Source organism: Terriglobus sp. TAA 43 (genome assembly GCF_000800015.1).
Lineage (GTDB): Bacteria > Acidobacteriota > Terriglobia > Terriglobales > Acidobacteriaceae > Terriglobus.
In genome coordinates, this window is record NZ_JUGR01000001.1 from 1,373,638 (window position 1) to 1,395,722 (window position 22,085).

General features: G+C 56.2%; 20 protein-coding genes. 12 read left to right on the forward strand and 8 right to left on the reverse strand.

Annotation, left to right across the window (positions count from 1 at the left end):
- Window positions 1–4 precede the first annotated feature (4 nt).
- Window positions 5–2,629: an ABC transporter permease gene (locus M504_RS05750; RefSeq protein ID WP_047488948.1), complete on the reverse strand. Its 2,625-nt coding sequence runs from the start codon at window positions 2,627–2,629 to the stop codon at window positions 5–7.
- A gap of 9 nt (window positions 2,630–2,638) precedes the next feature.
- Window positions 2,639–2,983, reverse strand: coding sequence for a PadR family transcriptional regulator (locus M504_RS05755; protein WP_047488951.1), 345 nt, complete (start codon window positions 2,981–2,983; stop codon window positions 2,639–2,641).
- Between the two features lie 222 nt (window positions 2,984–3,205).
- On the opposite strand from M504_RS05755, the gene M504_RS05760 reads away from it, so the two are divergent.
- Window positions 3,206–4,030: a pyridoxamine 5'-phosphate oxidase family protein gene (locus tag M504_RS05760; protein ID WP_232296170.1), complete on the forward strand. Its 825-nt coding sequence runs from the start codon at window positions 3,206–3,208 to the stop codon at window positions 4,028–4,030.
- Window positions 4,031–4,055: 25 nt separating this feature from the next.
- On the opposite strand, the gene M504_RS05765 is transcribed toward M504_RS05760, so the two are convergent.
- The gene (locus tag M504_RS05765) at window positions 4,056–5,120 is read right to left on the reverse strand and encodes an SDR family oxidoreductase (protein ID WP_047488955.1); all 1,065 of its coding nucleotides are present in this window, start codon (window positions 5,118–5,120) and stop codon (window positions 4,056–4,058) included.
- A gap of 122 nt (window positions 5,121–5,242) precedes the next feature.
- Between M504_RS05765 and M504_RS05770 the strand changes: the two genes are divergently transcribed.
- From M504_RS05770 to moeB, 3 genes are all read left to right on the forward strand, one after another.
- Window positions 5,243–6,898 (forward strand): CTP synthase, encoded by a 1,656-nt coding sequence (locus M504_RS05770; RefSeq protein ID WP_047488956.1) that lies wholly within the window; start codon window positions 5,243–5,245, stop codon window positions 6,896–6,898.
- A 106-nt stretch (window positions 6,899–7,004) separates the two neighbouring features.
- Window positions 7,005–7,433: a Mov34/MPN/PAD-1 family protein gene (locus tag M504_RS05775; RefSeq protein WP_052200455.1), complete on the forward strand. Its 429-nt coding sequence runs from the start codon at window positions 7,005–7,007 to the stop codon at window positions 7,431–7,433.
- A 62-nt stretch (window positions 7,434–7,495) separates the two neighbouring features.
- Window positions 7,496–8,989, forward strand: coding sequence for a molybdopterin-synthase adenylyltransferase MoeB (gene moeB / locus M504_RS05780; protein WP_047488959.1), 1,494 nt, complete (start codon window positions 7,496–7,498; stop codon window positions 8,987–8,989).
- 47 nt (window positions 8,990–9,036) lie between these two features.
- On the opposite strand, the gene M504_RS05785 is transcribed toward moeB, so the two are convergent.
- Entirely contained in the window at window positions 9,037–9,441 is a 405-nt protein-coding gene (locus M504_RS05785; protein WP_047488962.1) for a nuclear transport factor 2 family protein, read from the reverse strand.
- A 3-nt stretch (window positions 9,442–9,444) separates the two neighbouring features.
- A complete protein-coding gene (locus M504_RS05790; RefSeq protein ID WP_047488964.1) occupies window positions 9,445–9,906 on the reverse strand; it encodes a nuclear transport factor 2 family protein in 462 nt (153 codons plus the stop codon).
- Window positions 9,907–10,002: 96 nt separating this feature from the next.
- On the opposite strand from M504_RS05790, the gene M504_RS05795 reads away from it, so the two are divergent.
- The gene (locus tag M504_RS05795; RefSeq protein ID WP_047488966.1) at window positions 10,003–10,455 is read left to right on the forward strand and encodes a sulfur reduction protein DsrE; all 453 of its coding nucleotides are present in this window, start codon (window positions 10,003–10,005) and stop codon (window positions 10,453–10,455) included.
- Window positions 10,456–10,527: 72 nt separating this feature from the next.
- Here M504_RS05795 and M504_RS05800 read toward each other — a convergent pair whose 3' ends face one another.
- Together M504_RS05800 and M504_RS05805 are read right to left on the reverse strand one after the other, a co-directional pair.
- Window positions 10,528–11,817 (reverse strand): ectonucleotide pyrophosphatase/phosphodiesterase, encoded by a 1,290-nt coding sequence (locus M504_RS05800; RefSeq protein ID WP_047488968.1) that lies wholly within the window; start codon window positions 11,815–11,817, stop codon window positions 10,528–10,530.
- Between the two features lie 53 nt (window positions 11,818–11,870).
- A complete protein-coding gene (locus M504_RS05805) occupies window positions 11,871–12,248 on the reverse strand; it encodes an L-rhamnose mutarotase (protein ID WP_232296171.1) in 378 nt (125 codons plus the stop codon).
- Window positions 12,249–12,301: 53 nt separating this feature from the next.
- Here M504_RS05805 and M504_RS05810 point away from each other — a divergent pair, with 53 nt between their 5' ends.
- From M504_RS05810 to M504_RS05830, 5 genes are all read left to right on the forward strand, one after another.
- Window positions 12,302–13,156, forward strand: coding sequence for an amidohydrolase (locus M504_RS05810; protein WP_047488971.1), 855 nt, complete (start codon window positions 12,302–12,304; stop codon window positions 13,154–13,156).
- Window positions 13,157–13,209: 53 nt separating this feature from the next.
- Window positions 13,210–14,544, forward strand: a complete 1,335-nt coding sequence (fucP, locus tag M504_RS05815) for an L-fucose:H+ symporter permease (RefSeq protein ID WP_047488975.1) — start codon at window positions 13,210–13,212, stop codon at window positions 14,542–14,544.
- Window positions 14,545–14,607: 63 nt separating this feature from the next.
- Window positions 14,608–15,921 (forward strand): enolase C-terminal domain-like protein, encoded by a 1,314-nt coding sequence (locus M504_RS05820; protein ID WP_047488978.1) that lies wholly within the window; start codon window positions 14,608–14,610, stop codon window positions 15,919–15,921.
- A gap of 18 nt (window positions 15,922–15,939) precedes the next feature.
- A complete protein-coding gene (locus M504_RS05825) occupies window positions 15,940–16,701 on the forward strand; it encodes an SDR family NAD(P)-dependent oxidoreductase (RefSeq protein ID WP_047488981.1) in 762 nt (253 codons plus the stop codon).
- A gap of 28 nt (window positions 16,702–16,729) precedes the next feature.
- Window positions 16,730–17,530 (forward strand): SDR family oxidoreductase, encoded by an 801-nt coding sequence (locus M504_RS05830; protein ID WP_047488984.1) that lies wholly within the window; start codon window positions 16,730–16,732, stop codon window positions 17,528–17,530.
- Here the strand turns inward: M504_RS05830 and M504_RS05835 are convergent.
- Window positions 17,514–18,428 carry a LysR family transcriptional regulator gene (locus tag M504_RS05835; protein ID WP_052200456.1) on the reverse strand — a complete coding sequence of 305 codons (915 nt, stop codon included), beginning with the start codon at window positions 18,426–18,428 and terminating at the stop codon, window positions 17,514–17,516. The genes M504_RS05830 and M504_RS05835 overlap by 17 nt on opposite strands.
- Window positions 18,429–18,605: 177 nt before the next feature.
- Here M504_RS05835 and katG point away from each other — a divergent pair, with 177 nt between their 5' ends.
- Both katG and M504_RS05845 read left to right on the forward strand, forming a co-directional pair.
- Window positions 18,606–20,891, forward strand: a complete 2,286-nt coding sequence (katG, locus tag M504_RS05840) for a catalase/peroxidase HPI (RefSeq protein ID WP_047488986.1) — start codon at window positions 18,606–18,608, stop codon at window positions 20,889–20,891.
- Between the two features lie 111 nt (window positions 20,892–21,002).
- Window positions 21,003–22,031 carry a LacI family DNA-binding transcriptional regulator gene (locus tag M504_RS05845; protein WP_047488989.1) on the forward strand — a complete coding sequence of 343 codons (1,029 nt, stop codon included), beginning with the start codon at window positions 21,003–21,005 and terminating at the stop codon, window positions 22,029–22,031.
- Window positions 22,032–22,085 lie beyond the last annotated feature (54 nt).

Below are 22,085 nucleotides of genomic sequence, written 5' to 3' on the forward strand. Positions count from 1 at the left end.
CTATCTATTCCGTACGCAGGGCGACCATCGGATCTACGGCGGCAGCACGACGCGCAGGTAGCCACGTTCCCACCACTGCAAGCAATGGCAGCGTACACATAACTAGCGCAAACGTGACCGGGTCATACTGCGAAGTCTGGAACAACTGGCTCTTTGCGAAGCCCGCTGCAACAAAGGCCAACGGCAGCCCCACGGCGATGCCAAGTGCGGCCAGACCGCAGGCCTGACGCAGCACCATCCAGATCACGTCGCCGCGATCTGCTCCCAGCGCCATGCGAACGCCAATCTCCTGCGTTCTGCGCGAAGTGGCGAACGAGAACACACCATAGATACCGATGAGGCAAAGCAGCAGAGCCGACGCCGCGAAGGTTCCAAATAACATTAAGGCGAAGCGCGGCCCAGCGTAGCCGTAGCGCTCCAACAACTGACGTAACGCCATAGCATCCGTTACGGGTTGATCCTTGTCCATGGCGGCTACCACCTTACGCACGGGTTGCAGAAGGCTTTCCGCAGGCAGGTTCGTTGCAATCACCAACGTATCCATCACTGGCGCAACCGTATACGGAATAAACATGTGCGGGAAGTTTTGGCGATAGCCAGGATGTATGGGCAGGTTTTGGATGATGCCCACAATCGTGAATGTGTTCTCTGTAAGTTCCTTGTCTGCGCGAGAAGCATCGACCATCTTGAATGTCTGACCAACAGCATTCCCCGCCGGAAAGTAGTGCGTAACAAAATCCTGTGTCACCACGGCATCGTGCGCGTGCACTGAGATCTCGCGTTCGTCAATGAAGTGACCTTCCATCATGCGTAGACCAGACATTGCGAGGTACTCGGGAGTGACCATGTGGAGATTGCTGTAATCGTTCCGCTGAAATGGCCTGCTACCGAGCTGAATACGGCTTCCATAGCCCCATAGAAATGGCAACTCTGCATCCAACGTGACGGCCTTCACACCGGGCACATTCTGTATCTGTTTCTGCATCTCGCTGAAGAAGCGAATCTTGTCTTCATCCTTGGGATAGCGTTGTGGAGACAGCGGTACACGCATCATCAGCGTATGTTCCGGCTGGAAGAGAACCGGTACTTTCTCCACGGAGATCATCGATCGCATCATCAGACCGGCGACTGTCATCAACGCAAGCGAAAGCGCAATCTCGGCTACAACAAAACCATTCAGCAAACGCCGATGCGCATGGCTCCCCGTGGAGCGAACGCTGGTCAGCGCAGCAGCCAGTCGTGGATTCGCGCTGTGCCATGCGGGTGAAACGCCGAACACCAGCACGGAAAACACAGCCATACCGATGGAAACAAGCAGCACTGGCACATTCAGCGCGATCAATGCTTCATCTGGGATGGTGCCTTCGGGTACCAGATGCAACATGGCGTTGAGTCCGCCATAGGCGAAAAGGATCGCCATAGGAACAGAGATCGCCATCAGGAGAAGCGATTCCACGATGACCTGGCGGAACAAGCGTAAGCGTGAAGCGCCGATGGCTGCTCGAAGTACAAACTCATGTTCGCGGCGTACAGCGCGAGCCAGCAGCAGGCTCGATACGTTTACGCATGCGATCAGGAGAAGAACAAGAACGGCTCCGAGTAACAGATACAGGGTTCCAGCAAGACCCGACTGAAACATCTCGGCAAAAGGCATCAGGCCACCGATGCGGAGATTCTTTGGATGACGATGCGGGTCTTGCTTTACGAAATCATTGAAGAGAGGTTGCAGTTCGCCTGCAGCCTGCACATCGGTGACGCCGGGGCGAACACGCCCTACCAGCGTGAGTCGCGAATGCCCTTGAATCTCCTGCACAGGCGTAATCGCCACGGGAAGATAAACGTCGGCACCACGCCATAAAAAACGCGGCGGCATGACGCCGACGACTGTGCGAGCATGGCCGTCCACCGTGATGACTTTTCCCACCACCGACTGGCTGCCGCCAAAGTGAGAGAGCCAGTAGCGGTTGCTCAGAACCGCCACTTCTTCATGGTTCGCAGAAACATCTGCATCGTTCGGAGAGCGCCCCAACATGGGCTGCACGCCCAGCACATCAAACGTATTCGCCGTGATGTAGTTGCCACGGATCTGCTGGGCTTCGCCGTCGCCTGTCAGCGTTACGTTACCTACAGTGGAGGCAGTCACGCCCTGAAAGATGTTGGTCTTCTGCTGAATCTCAAGAAACTCTGAGGGAGTGTAGTCGTCCCAGAAACAACGCGAGTCTTCAGGGGAACACAGTCTTGGTGTCGCCAGTTCTTTCACATCGCGATACGGAAATGGATTGACCAACACGCCGTAGGCCACGCTGAATACTGCAGTGGCAGCCCCGATGCCGAGCGCAAGCATCAGAACGGCAACGACCGTAATGCCGCGTGACTTCCAAAGCTGTCGTGCAGCATAACGAATATCCGCGAAGAACAACTCAACGCTCTGCCATTGCCACGCTTCGCGGCCACGCTGTTCCGTCAACAACACGTTGCCAAATTGCCTGCGCGCGGCGTGTTCCGCATCTTTGCGCGACACGCCTTCTTCCATTAGTTCGTCAATCTTCTCTTCCAGGTGCTCCTGCACGGAAACAGAAAGATCGTTATAACGGCGACGACGCGAAAAGAGCTGACTGAGCCATCCCATGGTGAACTCCTAAGCCTTTACCACCGCAAGCACGCGGGTAATTCCTGCAAACATCTTTTCGAAGCTGGACTTCTCCTGCTCCAGCCGTTTCATACCGGACTTTGTCAGTTGGTAAATGCGCGTGGGACGTCCCTTTGCGGAAACTCCCTCTTCCGCTTCCAGCCAGCCTTCGCGCAGCATCCGTTGCAGCGCGGGGTACAGCGAACCTTCTTCAATCTGCAGAAGATCGTCAGAAACCTGCTGAATGTGTTTGACCAGAGCGTAGCCATGCATCGGCCTGATGCGCAGCGAATGCAGGACCATCAGCTCCAACGCACCAGCGAAGAGGTCACGATGTTGAGGACTCTTTCCCATGTGCCGGAGTCTATACCGCGTATACCTATTTTGGAAATAGGTATATCGACGAAATTTCACTTTATGACCACTGGAATGGGTGTATTCCTATCGGTGGACAGGGCTCGCATCCGGTGTAGTCGGGACTGAATCTAATCAGCAGTGCACAGCCAATACCATTCCGGCGAGCGCGAGGCCCAACGACTGGCGGGCGAGCAGGACATCGCGGACGCTCGCGAAGGAATGGTGAGATCGACAATTCCACGACAGGTTTTCGCGTGGTTGAGAGAGCAAACGTTCCTTGCGATCGCAACGATAGACGGTGCTGGCCACCTGTGGGCGACGGTTGTTCCTGGTAAGCCCGGATTTCTGCAGCCGGATGCGAGCGGGACCCATCTCTGGGTCGAACGCACCATGCCACAAACTGTCCTTGCCAATCTGAAAAGCGGCGGCAACATCGGTCTGCTTGCTATCGATCTGATCAGCCGCCAGCGCATGCGCATTAACGGAACTGCCACGGCTCTGCCCGCAGGTCTCCACGTCAGCGTTCAGGAAGCGTTCTTCAATTGCCCAAAATACATCACGCGTCGCACAGCTCTACCTTCCGAAACGGACGGCGAGAGGGACGAACACGAAGGCTCGCGGCTTCTTGCCGAACACCTGCAATTGCTAAGCGAAACAGACGTGCTCTTTCTCGCGACGACTCATCCTGAACGCGGCCTGGACGTCTCCCATCGTGGAGGTGATCCCGGCTTTGTTCAACTGCTGCCCGATGGCCGCATCCGCATACCGGACTACACGGGAAATTCGCTGTTCAACAGCCTTGGCAATCTTCTGATCGATCCCAGGATCGGGATTGCGATCCCCAATCTGCGTACTGGCACGATTCTTCAAATCACTGGCACCGCCACCGTTGCCTGGCACGATCGCGATGAGGATGACAGCACAGGCGGCACACATCGCTTCGTGGACATTACACCTGTCGCTTGGCACACAGAAGAAGGTGGGCCCGTCTCACGAGGAGCTTCCGAGCTATCGCCCTTCAATCCACATCCGCATGCCGCCTAACACCGGCGATCTGCTGAAAGAAGTGTTAGGGAATGATGTGGTCTTCACGCAGGCGCGTAAATAGATCGAAGAAGCTATCGTCTGTGGGCTGAAAGTCGAGGAAACCAAGGCGGCGACTCTTACTCATGTCGGCCACCACTTCAATCGGTCTCCCCAGGTCAGCATCGGTATGCCATGCCGAGACAAGCCGGGTTATATCGGATTCTTGCAGACCATACTTCTCTGCAATGGCTTTCCAACGCGGAGCAGAGTTCGCAAGCTGTTCTTCCAGCGGAATACCCTGGCCTGTGAACGGCGCGGCTTCCACACCGAAAAAGCTGGCCAACCGTTCCCACATCCAACTCCAACGGAATACATCCCCATTCACAATGTTGAAGTCCTGATTCTTCGCAGCATCCGTCGTCGCAGCCCACAGTAAATGCTTCGCCAGGATGCGAGCGTCGGTCATATCGCTCAACCCGTGCCATTGTGCAGAAGATCCGGGAAAGATCATCGGCGTGCCCGCTTCCTTGCACAGGGACGCATAGACCGCCAGCGTCACACCCATATTCATGGCATTGCCCAGCGCATAGCCAATGATGGTGTGAGGGCGATGCACGGACCACGTAAAGCCGTCGCGTTGTGCAGCAGCAAACACCTCGTCTTCCTGCGCGTAGTAGAAGTTTTCTACGGGGAGCCTGCCCTGCTCTTCACGAAACGGAGTTTGCGGCAGCGTGCCCTTGCCGTAGTTCTCGAACGGTCCGAGATAATGCTTCAGGCCCGTTACAAGCGCCACGTGTTCCACGCTTCCGGCCGGAGCCACAGCCTCCAGCAAGTTCCGCACCATGCCTCCGTTCACACGGATGTTCTCCACCTCTGTGGGCTGACGGAGCCATGTGGAGAGAAACACGTGCGTCGGCTTCTGCCCCGCAAGTGCCTCCTTGAGCGAGTCAAATTGTTGCAGGTCAGCTGGGATCGGCATCACACCAGGCTGTGGCAATGGATTGCGCGCCAATCCCAGTACCTGCCATCCCTGTTCCACCAACAATGAAGCGAGGTTCTGGCCCACAATTCCGCTTGCACCCACGACTAACGCAACACGATCGCTCATGAAAGTTAGAGATGCGTTTTAGATAGGACGCGACTCATTCGCCCCAGCGCCAAATCTTGCTATACTTGATCGTGCACCCCACGCACGGCCAATCACGACAATTCAAAAAGAACGAGGCGGAGATGTCTGCGAAATACATCTTTGTAACCGGCGGCGTTGTGTCATCACTCGGCAAGGGGCTGGCAGCAGCTTCTATCGGGTGCCTGCTGGAAGCGCGCGGTCTACGCGTAAACCTGATGAAGTTTGATCCGTATCTGAATGTGGATCCGGGTACTATGTCTCCCTTCCAGCACGGCGAAGTCTTTGTGACGGACGACGGCGCGGAAACCGACCTGGACATGGGTCATTACGAGCGCTTTACCCACGCGAAACTTTCTCGCGATAACAACCTGACCAGCGGACGCATCTACGAACAGGTCATCACCAAGGAGCGCCGCGGCGACTACCTGGGCAAGACCGTGCAGGTGATTCCGCATGTCACCAACGAAATCAAAAACGCCATGCGCAAGGTGGCCACCGACTGCGATGTGACCATCGTCGAAATCGGCGGCACGGTTGGCGATATCGAATCGCTTCCCTTCCTGGAAGCCATCCGCCAGATGCGTCAGGACCTGGGCCGCGACAACACGCTCTTCGTCCATGTGACGTTGGTGCCGTGGATTGCCGCTGCACAAGAACTAAAGACCAAGCCGACGCAGCACTCTGTGAAGGAGATGCTGTCCATCGGTATCCAGCCGGACATTCTACTGTGCCGTTCGGAGCGCAACCTTCCCCGCGAAATGCGCGGAAAGATTGCTGCCTTCTGCAACGTGGAAGAGCGTGCTGTGATCGCCGCTCGCGACGTGGCCAGCATCTATGAGCTGCCGCTGGCATTTGAAGCAGAACATGTCGATCAGCTTGTACTGAGCTATCTGCGCATTGACGCCGGTGAAGCAGATATGACGAAGTGGCGCGAACTGGTTCACAGGGCCTACCACCCTAAGGACGAAGTCCACATTGGCATCGTCGGCAAGTACGTTGAGTACGAAGACAGCTACAAGTCACTGAAGGAAGCGCTGGTTCACGGCGCTCTGGATGCAAACCTGAAGCTGAAGGTGACCTGGATCGAAGCCGAAGGGCTGGAGACCGACGATAAGAGCTACGAACAGCAGCTTGATACGTTCGACGGCATTCTGGTTCCCGGTGGATTCGGCAAGCGCGGTATCGAAGGCATGTTGAACGCCATTCGTTATGCGCGTGAGAGCGAGACGCCGTACTTCGGCATCTGCCTTGGCATGCAGACGGCTTGCATTGAGTACGCACGCAATGTGGCTGGGCTGAAGGACGCAAACTCCTCCGAGTTTGATCCTGCGACACCGCACCGCATCATCTACAAGCTGCGCGAGTTGACTGGCGTGGAAGAGATGGGCGGCACCATGCGCCTGGGCGCGTGGACGTGCGTGATGGAGCCGGATTCGAAGGCTTCACAGGCGTACGGCACCACGGAGATCAGCGAGCGTCACCGCCATCGTTACGAGTTCAATCGCGAGTACGAGCCCATCCTTACCGGAGCGGGTCTGCGGCTGACCGGAACGACGCCAGACGCTACTTACGTTGAGATCGTGGAAATCCCCACGCACCCGTACTTTGTAGCCTGCCAGTTCCATCCGGAATTCAAATCGAAGCCGCTGGAGCCGCATCCGCTGTTCCGCGAATTCGTGAAGGCCAGCTACAAGAACCGCATGGGCCGTGGGCGGGCTCTCTCGCAAGAATCGCTCACCGGAATTGCGCAATCGTAATTTGATTGAAACCTGATCCGCCGCGGCAAACCACGCCGCGGCGGTTTTGCGTAGCGCAGAATCCTGCATCCTCCGCGCACGTTGTACGATCAAAAGAGAGATATAGATGTTGAAGCTGAGCCAATCCGACTACGAAGCACTGCGCGCACATGGCGAAGAAACCTATCCGCACGAATGTTGCGGCATTCTTCTGGGCCATGCGGGCGAGGTGAACCAGGTGGTCGAGATTATGCGTGCGGGCAATACGCGCACTGACTCCGCCCACAACCGCTATCACATTGCACCGCAGGAACTTATCAAGGCGCAGCGTGAGGGGCGGAAGAAGGGACTGGATATCGTCGGCTTCTATCACTCGCACCCCGACCATCCGGCGCAGTGGTCCGTTACGGACTTTGCCGAAGCCCACTGGTTCGGATGTAGCTACGTCATCACGGCCGTAGCGCAGGGCAAGGCCGAGGTGACGAATGCATTCCTTCTGCGCGGCACCAGCGAAGAGGACAAGCAGTTTGAGGACGAAGAAGTCGTCGTCGGCTAGTTCACTTCACCCGGAACACCCCGCTGCATCCAACAGCATGCAGCCGTAATCCAAAGGAAGTTATGACGATTCTGATTCCAACACCGCTGCGTGGATTTACGGACAACAAGTCCACCGTTGACGTAACCGCAGCCAATGTCAAAGAAGCTCTTGCCGCGCTGACTGAAGCGCATCCCGCTATTAAGGGCCACCTGTTCACCGCCGAAGGCAAGCTGCGCTCCTTCGTGAACGTTTATGTGAACGACGACGACATCCGCGATCTGCCGGGCAAGGATGAGACGGCGTTGAATGCTGGCGACGAAATCTCCATCATTCCGTCCATCGCTGGCGGCGCACCCGCTATTGCGGAAGAAGCGATTGCAGAAGAATTGCCGACGCTGACCAACGAAGAGATTGCGCGTTACTCGCGCCACCTGATCCTGCCGGAAGTGGGCATGGACGGCCAGCGCAAACTGAAGGCCGCGAAGGTACTGTGCGTAGGCACGGGCGGCCTTGGCGCGCCACTGGCTCTGTATCTTGCAGCGGCGGGCGTGGGCACCATCGGCCTCGTTGATTTCGACGTAGTCGACGAGAGCAATCTCCAGCGCCAGATCATCCACTCGCAGTCCACCGTCGGTCAGCTGAAGGTAGACAGCGCCGAACAGATGCTAAAGGGTTTGAACAAGAACATCAATGTTGTGAAGCACAACACGATGTTGACCTCTGCGAATGCTCTGGAGATCTTTAAGGATTACGACGTCATTGCCGACGGCACGGACAACTTCCAGACGCGTTATCTGGTAAACGATGCCTGCGTTCTGACGGGCAAGCCCAATGCGTATGGCTCCATCTTCCGCTTTGAGGGACAGGCATCTGTCTTCGCCACGGAAGAAGGCCCCTGCTATCGCTGCCTGTACCCCGAACCGCCGCCGCCGGGACTGGTTCCCTCGTGCGCAGAAGGTGGCGTACTTGGCATCCTGCCGGGTCTTGTTGGCGTGATTCAGGCTACGGAAGTGATCAAGCTGATCCTTGGCATTGGCGAGCCGCTCATTGGTCGCCTGCTGCTGGTGGATTCGCTGGGCATGACCTTCCGCACGCTGAAGCTGCGCAAGAACCCCAACTGCCCCGCTTGCGGAACGCACGAGATCAAAGAGCTGATTGATTACAACCAGTTCTGCGGTGTTGCAGCACCGGCAGAGGTTGGTCCGCTGGAAGTGGCATCGCATGGCGTGGTGACCGGCCTGGAAGACAAGGACGGCATTCCGCAGATCAGCGTGGAAGAGTTGAAGGCGAAGCGCGAAGAAGGCAAGGCGTTCATTCTGGACGTGCGTGAACCGCATGAAGCGCAGATCGTCTCCATTGGCGCACCTATGATCCCGGTGGGTGAACTTGAAGCACGCGTGGGCGAGCTGGCCGCGTACAAGGACAAGGAAGTCCTCATTCACTGCAAGAGCGGTGCACGTTCGCAGAGAGCTTCGTTGATTCTGAAGAACGCGGGCTTCACCAACGTGAAGAACGTTGCAGGTGGCATTCTGGCATGGGCCGATCGCATCGATCCGAGCCTGCCAAAGTACTAATCAACTTAACTCAAGACTGGAAAGGGCGTCCCTCGGGACGCCCCTTTTCATTTGCCTTCAGGGTCATGTGCGAACGCGGCGGATGGCGCGGTGGGCACTCCGTCTTTGTGCCCCAGGCCCAGGGCAGCAATCCGTCCATCACGTATCGTGACGACGTGTACAAATTCACTATCCGATAGAAGATCACCCTGCGTGTTTCTGACGATCTGGTGCACCCGGACATGAACAGTGCCATCTTCCTGTTCGTTCATCTCAAGTGGCTCCACGGTGGGATCGAAGTCTTGCCACTGTCGCTTCCAGTAGGCACGAATCTCGTCTTTGCCCACGGCAGTGCCGCCTTCCGAGGACTTAGGCCAGCGGACGTCAGGCGTCATGAACTCCAGAACGCTATCCACGTCACGTCGATTAAACGCCGCGTAGGCCCGGCGAAGAGATTCGGTTGTCTCGGACATGGGTCACTTTCCTCCACAGATCTTCGTGCCGGTATCGGCAACGCTGGCGATCTTCCACGTGCCGTCGACACGCACCATGTTGAAGAGATCGGTGCCGCAATGATCGACCTTGCCATCGACGAGAAAATCGAACGGTGCCCAGACGACCGCAAGATCGTTGTCGATGCGAATCAGCGGATCGTGTATGCGCTCCTCAATCTTCGTGGTGCCGGGTTTGCCGACGCGGGCTGCAAAGTCGCTAAAAGTCATCTGCGCGGCTTTGCCATCGCGCATCAGAACCATCGTTCCACCGGGCAGCGTGGGAGCCGCGATCGCCGCGGCATCCCGCTTCGCCATGCCGTCAAACATCGCCTGGATAGGAGCCAGAACAGCCTGTTCCGAGGGCGTCTGAGCCACGCTGATAGCTGCCGGTAGGAGAAATGCAGCAACAACCGGAATGAGGGAGCATACGCGATGCGGATTCATGCGCCCGATTCTACCGCTCAAAAGCGTCGATATTCCTCATAAATGTTCAGGATTCGATATGCTTGCAGAAACATCCACCACGAAGGGACTCGTTGCATGAAACGTATCGCCGCACTTACCGCTTCGATCATTCTTATGCCTGCGGCTGTTTTCGCGCAGCAGGCAGCCGCACCGGCTGCTCCGCCCGTTCCGCCCACGCAGAAGGTTCTGATCCATGTCCACTCGAACGATCCCAAGGTGTGGCAGGCGTCGCTGGATAAGGCCAACAGCATCATGTCCACAGCGCCCAAAGGCACTGCCGTGGTGGAGATTCTGGCTACCGGTGACGGCCTGAAGCTGGTGAACAAGGACATGCAGGGACAGAGCATTGTCACCGGCTCGCTCGATAAGGACGTCAGTTTCGTGGCCTGCCACGCGTCCATGAAGGCAAACCACATGGAGATCAGCGAGCTTCACTCCGGCGTTGGCACTGTGCCCTCCGGTGGTCGCGAAAAGGTCATGAAGAAGGCTGAAGGCTGGACCGTGCTGGACGAGACGGAAGCCAAGTAACTCTCTCTGAACAAGAAAATGCCCGGCGAATCGCCGGGCATTTTTATTTCAAGCGAGATACGTCGCTGGTCACTACTTTTTCAATGCAGGCAACAGCGGCTTCAAGGTCCCGTCGTTGGGAGCAGGCTTCAGGTCCAACAGCTTCGCTACGAAGTCATACACGTCCAGATTGCTGAAAGAGGGCAGCTTTACGCCTTTGCGAATGTCGGGTCCCGTGGCCAGGAAAAATGCCTTCATTTCCGGCATGCGAGTTACATCGTAGCCGTGGTCGCCCAGGTCTTCACGCGGGCTTGTCACGTGGGGATGCGCGATGTACGGCCCATTGGGAACCACTACGGGATCGCCATTCCGCGGGTTCTTGTTCATGTGCAGATAAGCGGGTACGTCCTTACGACGGTAAACCGTGAAGCGCGGATCGGGATGCGCGCGGAACTGCTCGTACAGCGACTGCGCTTCTGCTTCTGTCTTCGGATAGAAGGACCACTCCACGACCTTCGTATCTTTCAGATCGACATACTGATCCCACTGAATCCAGTTGTTGTCGTTCAGAATCATGCCATGGTCCGACACGATGATCAGATCCACCGGCAATCCTGTCGCGTTCAAACGAGCACCCAGCTCGCCCATCAGCGAGTCCACAATATGAACTGCTTCATGTTCCTGCACGGAGTTCGGGCCATACCAGTGGCCTGCGTGATCAGCAGTGGGCATATAAAACGTGATCAGGTGAGGCCGTCGCTCTGCGGGCAATTTCAACCACGCAATAACCTGTTCGATGCCAACATGGCCGTCCAGCTGATCTTCAAACTTTGCGTAGTTGTTGGGACGATAGCCAGCGACTTCAGCTTCTGACCCAGGCCACATAAACGTTGCCGCGCGCATGCCCTGCTGACGAGCTAGCGACCACAACGGCACACCACCGTACCAGCTTCCGTCGCCGCTGGTCTTCGGGTCCTTGTACTGGTAGGTTTCGTCCCGCGCTGGATCGTAAAAGCTGTTGCGCACAATGCCGTGATGTTCCGGCAGCAATCCCGTCACGAGCGTCCAGTGATTGGGAAACGTCAGCGAAGGATAGGACGGCAACATGCCATCAGGAGCGGTCGCTCCCACCTTCACTAAATCATCCAGATGTGGCGCACCGTGCAGCTTTGGGTAGTCGTAACGGAAACCGTCCAGCGACACCAACACCACGTAATGCTGCTTCATAGCGTGCGCATCGTTCGGCGCACCACCGGTATCCACGATGAGGTTCGGCATCGGACGGGCCGAACCGTATGCCGGATGCTTGGCCTGTGCGGCAACATTTGCGGTGGCCAGAACAACGGCGGAGGCTGCAACAAGAGTGCGAAGAGCGGAGAGCATAGGCTATTACCCAGTGTAGCGACAGCGCCAGAATTAGCCGTTCCGGCACGGCCCTAGCTTGTTTGCAGATCGAAAATCTTTTCCATGGGGAGCCATTTCGCGCTGGCGTCGGCGCTGGGATCGCTCTGCTGATACTTGGCCATCTCCGCTTCCCATCGCATGACCACGGGGCTGGAACGGTCCATCTCCGCCTTGCGCTCCATGGTGAAATCGTCCGTGGTTTCCATGATCATCACCATGCGGTAGCCGTCGCGAAAGATCTGCATACCGGTCACGCCAGCGGCGCGGATTGACTCCAGAATCTCCGGCCACACAGCGGCATGGCGCTGCACATACTCTTCCATCAACACAGGATCGGGCCGCATCTTCAACGTCAGGCAAAAGCGCTGCATCGGTACCTCGTCTTTCTTATACGTCTCAATGTCTACCATTCGGTTGGCCTGCGGGACAATCGTTACGACGAATTGCTATCCTCATCCTCCGCATGACGGAAACCGCCTACTCGCAGCGAATTGATAGTCACCACCACCTTTGGCACTACACGCCAGAGGAATACGGTTGGATTGGCGATGACATGTCTTCGCTGCGCCGCGATTTTCTGCTGGAGGATCTGCGGCGAGAACTCGCCGATGCGGGTGTGGATGGCACCGTGGCCGTGCAGGCTCGGCAGACTTTGGAAGAGACAGAATGGCTGCTGGGAATTGCAGAGAAGGATGATTCGCCAGTTCGTGGCGTTGTAGGATGGCTTCCGATTGCGAGTACACGCTTCTCTGCTGTTTTGGAGACCGTTCGGGACTCCAACCGTCTGTGCGGTCTGCGACACATTGTGCAGGGGGAACAGCCTGGTTTTCTGGATGGGGACGCGTTCAACCAGGGTATAGCGCAGTTGCGGGACACGGGGCTGGTGTACGACATCCTCATCTATGCGCGCCAACTGGAAGAAGCCATCCGCTTTGTCGATCGCCATCCCGCGCAGTCGTTTGTGCTGGATCACATTGCCAAACCCGATATCCGCAATCATGGTTTCACCGCGTGGGCAGAGGGTTTTCGCGAACTTGCGCGACGCGATAACGTTACGTGCAAGCTCTCAGGCATGGTCACGGAAACGGACTGGAATCGCTGGTCGTCCGTCGAACTGCATCCCTATTTTGAAACTGCGCTGAAAGCATTCAGCCCGAACCGGCTGATGACCGGCACAGACTGGCCTGTGCTTACCGTTGGCTGCACCTATTCCAATTGGTGGAAGACCGTAGAAGATTGGACTGCGCCCTTGAGCCAGCAGGAACGCGACATGATCCTGGGCGGAACCGCTATGCGCGTTTACAACTTACGGTCTTGAAAACAGCGTCGCACAGCTGCACCGGTAACAGTTGATCACTTCAGGGAGAAACCATGGCGTTTGCAACTCAGCTTCCCGAATCACGACAGGACGACCCCAGCGGCGCACCGCTTCTGCCCGCAGGCGTATTCCGTACGTTTCTGCTGGTCGCGTTTGTCTTTTTGCTATGGGGCATTCCCAACAACCTGAACGATGTACTGATCCGCCAGTTCATGAAGAGCTTTGAACTGAACCGGTTTCAGGCGGGTCTGGTGCAGTTTGCGTTCTATCTGGGTTACTTCCTGCTTGCGCTGCCCGCTGGCATCCTTATGCGCCGCAAGGGTTACAAGGCTGGCTTTCTGACAGGCCTTTGCCTGTTTGCTGCTGGCTGCTTGAGCTTTCCTTTCGCTGCAAATTCCGGGCAATACAGCTACTTCCTTGCTGCGTTGTTTGTGATTGCCATGGGGCTTTCGTTTCTTGAAACCGCGGCCAATCCATTCATGGTGCAGTTGGGACCGACAGTAACATCAGAGCGCCGTTTGAACATTGCGCAGACGTGCAATTCACTTGGCTCCATCCTTGGCGTGGTCGCAGGCAATCTGTTCATCTTCTCCGGTGTAGAACTCACACCGCAGCAACGCGCCGCTATGCAGGCTGCGGGGACTTACGCGGAGTATCTACACAAAGAAACGCTGCGCATTGCCGCGCCTTATGTGGTGCTCGGCATACTTGCGCTTGTGTGGGCAGGGTTGATCGCTGTTACAAAATTTCCTGCGTTCATTACTCAGCGAGAACACACCGCAGAAGTAGCTGGGAAACCTTCTGAACTGCTGCGCGAGAAACACTTCCTCTTCTCGCTGCTGGCACAGTTCATGTATGTGGGTGCGCAGGTTGGATCGTGGAGCTACGTCATCCAATACGCGCATGACTATGTTCATGCTGCCGAACGCACTGCGGGATGGATGTTGACAGGAACTTTGATCGCCTTCGCTTTAGGACGCGTTCTGTCGTCGTACCTGATGCGCAGCATTCTCCCAAGCCGATTAATGGCAATCTATGCAGGATGCAACATCGCACTTCTGATTACGGCAATTTTCGTTCCGGGTTGGGCAGGGTTGTCTGCCGTGCTGGCTACCAGCTTCTTCATGTCGTTGATGTTCCCTACTATCTTCAGCCTTGGGTTGAAAGACCTTGGCCCCAATACGAATGTTGCTGCGTCACTACTGGTGATGATGATTGTTGGCGGCGCCGTGATGCCGCCCATCATGGGACTGATCGCGGAACATCTGCATTCCACCGCGCTTAGCTACCTCGTACCGCTTGTGGGCTACATCGTGACACTGGGCTTCGCACTCTTTATGACTCGTTACCATCGCCAACGCGAGGCGCTCTCCACCTTCGAGGTGTAAGTTCCTTCGCTGTACATGTTGCATATACTTTCACTCAAAGCTTCTGTCGGAGAGAACTCAGTAATGGCCGCATCACCCAGAATCACGCGTTGTCGCACAGTTGATCTGCGATTCCCCACATCACGTTTCAGCATCGGGTCCGACGCCGTGAACAAAGACCCGGATTACTCCGCAGCCTACTGCGTATTGGAAACTGACAGCGGTGTGGAAGGACATGGCCTTACCTTCACGCTGGGACGCGGCACGGAACTCTGCGTGATGGCCATTGAGTTTCTTTCGCGCTTCGTCGTAGGTCGCACGCTGGAAGAGATCACCTCCAACATGGGGGCGTTCGCACGCGAACTGACAGGCGACACACAATTCCGCTGGCTGGGACCGGAAAAAGGAGTCATTCATCTGGCCGCTGCTGCGCTGGTGAATGCAGTGTGGGACCTGTGGGCGCGCGTGGAGAGCAAGCCGGTGTGGCTGCTGCTTGCGGAGATGACGCCGGAACAGATTGTGCAGTGCATTGACTTCCGCTATATCGATGATGCTCTATCACCGGAAGAGGCGCTCGAGATCCTTCGCCGTAACGAATCAACTCGTGCAGAGCGTATCGCCTTCCTGCGTGAAAAAGGTCTACCCGCTTACACCACCAGTGTTGGTTGGTTTGGCTTTAGCGATGAGAAGATTCGCAGACTTTGCAAGGAAGCTCTTGCCGACGGTTGGACACATTTCAAACTGAAGGTGGGCGGTGATCCTGCGGACGATCTTCGCCGCGGCCTGCTGGTACGTGAAGAAATCGGCTGGGAAAACAAGCTTATGGTGGACGCGAACCAAAAGTGGGGTGTGCTGGAAGCCATTGACCGCACGACCGCTCTGAAGCCACTGCAGCCGTGGTGGATGGAAGAGCCCACGAGCCCGGATGACATCCTGGGCCACGCTCGCATTCGCCGCGAAACAGGCGTTCGCATCGCCACCGGCGAACACTGCCACAGCAAGGTAATGTTCAAACAATTGATGCAGGCTGGCTCCATTGATGTGTGCCAGATTGATAGCTGCCGCGTTGCAGGCGTGAATGAAAACCTCGCGATCATTCTGATGGCCGCGAAGTTTGGATTTCCGGTATGCCCACATGCCGGTGGTGTAGGCCTCTGCGAATATGTACAGCATCTGGCGGCGTTTGATTACATCTGGGCTTCGGCGTCCTTGCAAGATCGCGTGGTGGAGTTCGTTGATCACTTGCACGAGCACTTCCTTGTTCCCACTCGCATTCAACGTGGTCGCTACATGCTGCCGGAAGATGCCGGATACAGCATCGAGGTCCGTAAGGAATCGCTGCAGGAATACGCTTTTCCGCAGGGAACGTACTGGGCTTCTGCCTCCACCACTGCTTAAACACGTAGGGAGAGATACATGACATTGCAGGGAAAGCGCGCGCTGGTTACGGGTGCAGCAAGCGGCATCGGCAGGGCGATTGCAGAAGCATTTGCATCGGCTGGTGCGGAAGTGATTCTGCTGGACCTGAATCAGGGTGTAGTCGCAGCGACTTCAGACAGCATTGCGAAAGAGACAAATGCAACCTGCCATGCGATTGCATGCGATGTTTCTGATGACGCGAGCGTCACTGCCGCCTTTGCGCAGGCGGGTGCGTTGGACATCGTGGTGAACAGTGCTGGCATTGCGCACATCGGCACAGTTGTCGATACATCGTCCGATGACTTTGATCGTTTATTCCGCGTGAATGTGCGTGGGACCTATCTGTGCATGCAGGCTGCTGTCCGCAATATGGAGCCGCGGCACGCCGGCGTCATTCTGAACATGGCATCCATCGCCGCAACAGCGGGCATCAAGGACCGCTTTGCGTATTCCATGACGAAGGGCGCCGTTCTTTCCATGACTCTGTCTGCGGCGAAAGACTGCCTGTCGTTAGGTTTGCGTATTAACTGCATTTCGCCCGCGCGGGTTCACACGCCGTTTGTCGATGGCTTCCTGGCAAAGAACTATCCCGGCCGTGAAGAGGAAATGATGAAGACACTCTCTGCTGCACAACCCATCGGACGCATGGGAACGCCAGCAGAGATCGCACAACTCGCACTCTTTCTCTGCTCCGACTCGTCCAGCTTCATCACGGGCACCGATGTTCTGATTGACGGTGGCTTCACCAACCTGCGATAGATCAACGGCAGATTTACGAGTACACGCAATGGACCTTGGACTAAAGGATCACGTCATTCTTGTTACGGGCGGTGCCAGTGGCATCGGTCAGGCGATTACACGCGCCTGCCTTGCAGAAGGCGCACGTGTACTCGTGCTGAGCCGCATCTCGGAAGGGGTTGAAGAGTTTATGCAGGAGATGTGGGACCGCCATCTTCCCTGCGAACTTCGCGTAACCGAACTTGATGATCCAGAGCATTGTCGCAGCGCAATGGAATATGTGCGTGAACGCTATGGACGGTTGGATGCGCTGGTGAATAATGCCGGCTTCAACGACGGCGTGGGATTAGAACACGGTTCGATTGACGGCTTCCAACGCAGTTTGGGGGTGAACCTGTTGCATTGCTATGCACTTGCTCACTATGCCGTTCCTCTACTGAAGGTCAGCCGTGGTTCCATTCTGAATGTTGCAAGCAAGGTCGCTGTCACTGGCCAAGGCGGCACCTCAGGCTATGCTGCATCCAAAGGCGCATTGTTAGCGTTAACACGTGAGTGGGCCGCAGAGCTGATTCCCTTCAGCGTGCGTGTGAACTGCATCATTCCCGCCGAAGTCATGACGCCGCAATACACAAAGTGGCTGCGCACACTTGCGGATCCCGACGGAACTGTTGCGCATATTGCGGCGCAAGTGCCGCTGGAACACCGCATGACACGCGTAGAGGAGATCGCATCGACTGCGGTATTTCTGTTGTCTCCCACACAATCAAGCCACACAACTGGCCAACACATCCACGTAGACGGCGGCTATGTGCATCTGGACAGGATGCTGACAGTTAAGGCGCTTCACTAAGGGACTGCTGCGTCTTCTTCCCCTGCGACGACTGCCGTGCCATGTCCGCGAGAAATGCCCGCTGCACATGGCTGAAGCTCCGGCCGCGCAGTACAGCAGCCACAACTGTGCGAGAGGCTCGCGGTTCAAGGATTCTCGCGTAGTGACACGCTGCGCCTGTGTCGACGGCCATCTCCGGCACAATGGATACGCCTATGCCTGCTGCCACCATACCCAGCAGGCTGCTGAACTGCCCACTTTCAAAGGCAATGTTTGGTGTGATTCGCGCATGTGTACAAGCGGCGATGGTTAGATCACGGAAACAGTGCCCGTCGCGCAGCATCACAAATGACTCACCGCGCAGTTCCTTCATCGTGAGCCCTTTTTTCCGAGCAAGCGGATGTGTCTTCGGGAGTGCAGCGAAGAGGGGTTCGGTGTGAAGCGTGTATGTCTCCAGATCCTTATGTCGGAGTGGCAACGCAAGGATGGCGATATCAATCGAGAGATCGCGCAAACCGTCGATCAGTACAGGCGTTGTCTCTTCCACAATGCGCAACTTTGCCGCAGGAAATTTCTTCGTGAAATTAGCCGTGTAACCCGGCATTCGATACGGGGCAATGGTGGGAATAACACCCACAGTGATCTTGCCTTGCGTATCTGCCGACGTCTCGGCAACGCTATTACGTGCTGCGTCAAGCTGCGACAAGATCGTTCGTGCATGCGGAAGAAAGGCCTGCCCGGCTTCCGTAAGTCGCACACGACGGCCAAGTCGGTCAAAGAGCCTGGCACCCAAATCCTCTTCCAGCTTTTGGATCTGCTGCGATAGCGATGGTTGCGCAATATGGCATGACTCCGCAGCACGGCTAAAGCTACCTGTTTCAGCAACTGCGCAGGCGTATCGGAGTTGTTGAATTTCCATAGTTTTCTTCTATGCCTCGCATGGCAATTATATATTTCCCCTATCCATTGCCCCGGTGCTACATTCAATCTCGCTCCGCGGTGTGCGTTTCCGCCGTCATAGACAATTCACAATGCCGTGCAATGGTGCACCCAGACCTTGCATGCGGTTCTTCAAAGGCAAGTAGAGGAGAAACATATGTCCAGCGAATCAAAGTGCCCATTTCATCAGCCCGGCGCAGGCGCCCCGAGTCACCATGCGGCAGGCGAAGGTACATCAAATCAGAACTGGTGGCCCAACGCACTGAAGCTTGGCATCCTCCATCAGCATTCCGAACTGTCCAACCCCATGGGCAAGGATTTCAATTACAAGGACGCTTTCAATAGCCTCGACCTGGAAGCCGTGAAAAAAGACCTGCACGCTGTTATGACCACATCGCAGGACTGGTGGCCCGCCGATTTCGGACACTACGGCCCATTGTTTATCCGCATGGCCTGGCACAGCGCTGGTACCTATCGCATGGGCGATGGCCGTGGCGGCGCAGGACAAGGCCTGCAGCGTTTTGCTCCGTTGAATAGCTGGCCTGACAACGTCAGCCTGGACAAGGCTCGCCGCCTTCTTTGGCCAGTGAAGCAGAAGTACGGCAATAAGCTCTCATGGGCAGATTTGCTCATCCTTACCGGTAACGTTGCGCTCGAGTCGATGGGCTTCAAGACCTTCGGTTTCGCTGGTGGACGCGAAGATGTGTGGGAGCCTGCACAGGATGTGTATTGGGGTACCGAAACGACATGGCTGGGCGGCGATCATCGCTATGCCAAAGGCGGCACTGCTACGCTGCCTGCGGATGCTCCAATCCATGAAACGGAAACAGATCGCACCGCTGAAGGCACAAACCAACGTCTGCTTGAAAATCCTTTGGCTGCTGTGCAGATGGGCTTAATCTACGTGAATCCTGAAGGCCCGGATGGAAATCCCGATCCGATTGCCTCCGCGCATGACATCCGCGAAACCTTTGGCCGTATGCACATGAATGATGAGGAAACCGTTGCGCTGATCGCTGGTGGTCACACCTTCGGCAAAACGCATGGTGCAGGGCCAGCAGACAACGTTGGACCAGAGCCTGAGGGTGCTCCGCTGGAAATGCAAGGCCTTGGCTGGCACAACAAGTTCGGCTCTGGCAAGGGTGCGGACGCCATCACCAGCGGATTGGAAGTGACATGGACAACCAAGCCCACGCAATGGAGCAATGATTTCTTCACGCACCTGTTTGAGTATGAGTGGGAACTGACCAAGAGCCCAGCAGGCGCGCACCAGTGGAAGCCCAAGAACAACGGCGGCGCTGGCACCGTACCCCACGCGTTTGATGCATCGAAGAAGATTGAGCCGCGGATGCTGACGTCGGATCTGGCGCTGCGCTTCGATCCGATCTATGAGAAGATTTCGCGCGACTACTATGCAAACCCTGACAAGCTTGCGGATGCGTTCGCTCGGGCATGGTTCAAACTGACGCATCGCGATATGGGTCCCAAGTCGCGTTATCTGGGATCGGAAGTTCCTGCAGAAGAATTGCTCTGGCAAGATCCGATTCCCGCTCTGGATCACAAGGTTGTAGACGAAAACGATATCGCTGAAATCAAGAAAGCGATTGTTGCCTCGGGCCTTACGATTCCAGAACTGGTCTACACCGCATGGTCTTCCGCCTCGTCCTTCCGTGGCTCTGATAAGCGTGGCGGCGCGAACGGCGCACGCATCGCCCTGGAGCCGCAAAAGAACTGGGAGGTGAATCAACCTGCGCAGCTTGCCAAAGTACTCGGGGTGCTGGAGGGCATTCAGAAGGACTTCAATGGCAAACTCACAGGCGGCAAGAAGATTTCGCTTGCCGATCTGATTGTTCTTGCTGGCGGCGTCGGCGTGGAAAAGGGCGCGAAGAACGCAGGGATTAACATCACTGTTCCCTTCACGCCGGGCCGTATGGATACCACGCAGGAAAAGACCGACGTAGAGTCATTCCGTGTTCTGGAGCCTGTTGCTGATGGATTCCGTAACTATGTGAAGGAAAAGTACGGCATTCCTTCCGAGGCCCTGTTTCTGGACAAGACACAATTGCTGACTTTGACTGCGCCGGAGATGACCGTACTTGTTGGTGGCATGCGTGCACTGAATGCAAACTATGGCGGTACAAAGCATGGTGTGTTCACGTCACGGAACGAATCGCTGACAAACGATTTCTTCGTAAACCTGCTGGACATGAATAACGAGTGGAAGTCGACGTCGAACGATGGCGAGTCGTTTGAGATTCGCGATCGCAAGACAGGTACACCGAAGTGGACTGCAACACGCGCAGATCTGATCTTCGGGTCCAACTCGCAGCTTCGCGCGCTGGCGGAACTATACGGTTCCTCCGACACGCAGGAGAAGTTCGTAAACGACTTCGTTGCAGCATGGACCAAGGTGATGAACCTAGACCGCTTTGATCTTGCATAAAGTTAAGTCAGGCACAATAACGACGCGAACGCCCGCTCCTCTACCGTATCGGCTAAGGATCGGGCGTTCGACGTTATTCATTCCATCTGTGAGTACGGTAGGATTGCCTCCATGGCAGCATCCCGGCTAAGTGACATCGCCAAACGCGCTGGCGTATCCATCGCAGCAGTTTCCATTGCACTGAACGACCGCAACACTACGCGCGTAAGTGCCGCAAAACGCGATCTGATTTATAAAATCGCCGACGAACTCTCCTATTCTCCTAACGAATTGGCAAAGGCACTGGCTGAGAAACGCAGTCGCCTTCTGGGACTCGTTGTTCCCATGCGCGATCCGATCTTCTTCAATCAATTCATCGCGCAGGCGCTTTCGGGCATCCAGTCCACGCTGATGAAGCGGGGCTATAACCTTCTGATCTTTTCGCCTTCCGGACGCCCTGGTCGCACTACCCGCGATCAGATACTGGAAAGCCGCTTTACGGATGGCCTGCTCTTCATCAACACACGTTCCTGCTCTGCACGCGACATCAACGAAACCATTCATGAGCTGAATGAAGCGAAGATTCGGTTCGCAATGATGAACAGCTACTACGGCCGCGCCCCGGTGAACTATGTGGGCGTGGATGACGCTGCAATCGGCGAAGCGGCCATTCGTTACCTTGTGCAGCGTGGCCACAAGCGCATCGCATTCCTAAGCGGTGAAAGCACATTGCCCACGCATATCCATCTGCTGCAGGGGCTGCGCAGAGCCATGATCGATTTTGGCCTGGAATTAAAGCAGGAGCATATCGGCTGCACGCATTACGACCAAACGCAGGCGTTCAGCATTATGGACGGCTGGTTCGCGCGCAAGAAGGATCGCCCAACCGCAATCTTTGCAGCAGACGACACACTGCTGGTGCACATCTACGACTACATGGAAGCACGCCGCCTATCCGCACCCGGCGATGTAGCCATTCTGGCTCGCGCCAACTCCGCGAATGCGGGTGGTTTGCGACCACGTCCAACGGCATTCTTTATTCCTGTCTTCGAGATGGGACAACTCGCTGCAGACATGGTGATTGACGCTATCGAAAAGCCGGAGCGGCCACCACAGCGCGTTTTACTGCCCTTCACGTTCTCCGCCGGGAACACTACCTAGCCTGACCCAAAAATAAAAGTGTTTGACACAGGAGGGAATGCCTTGTTAGGTTAA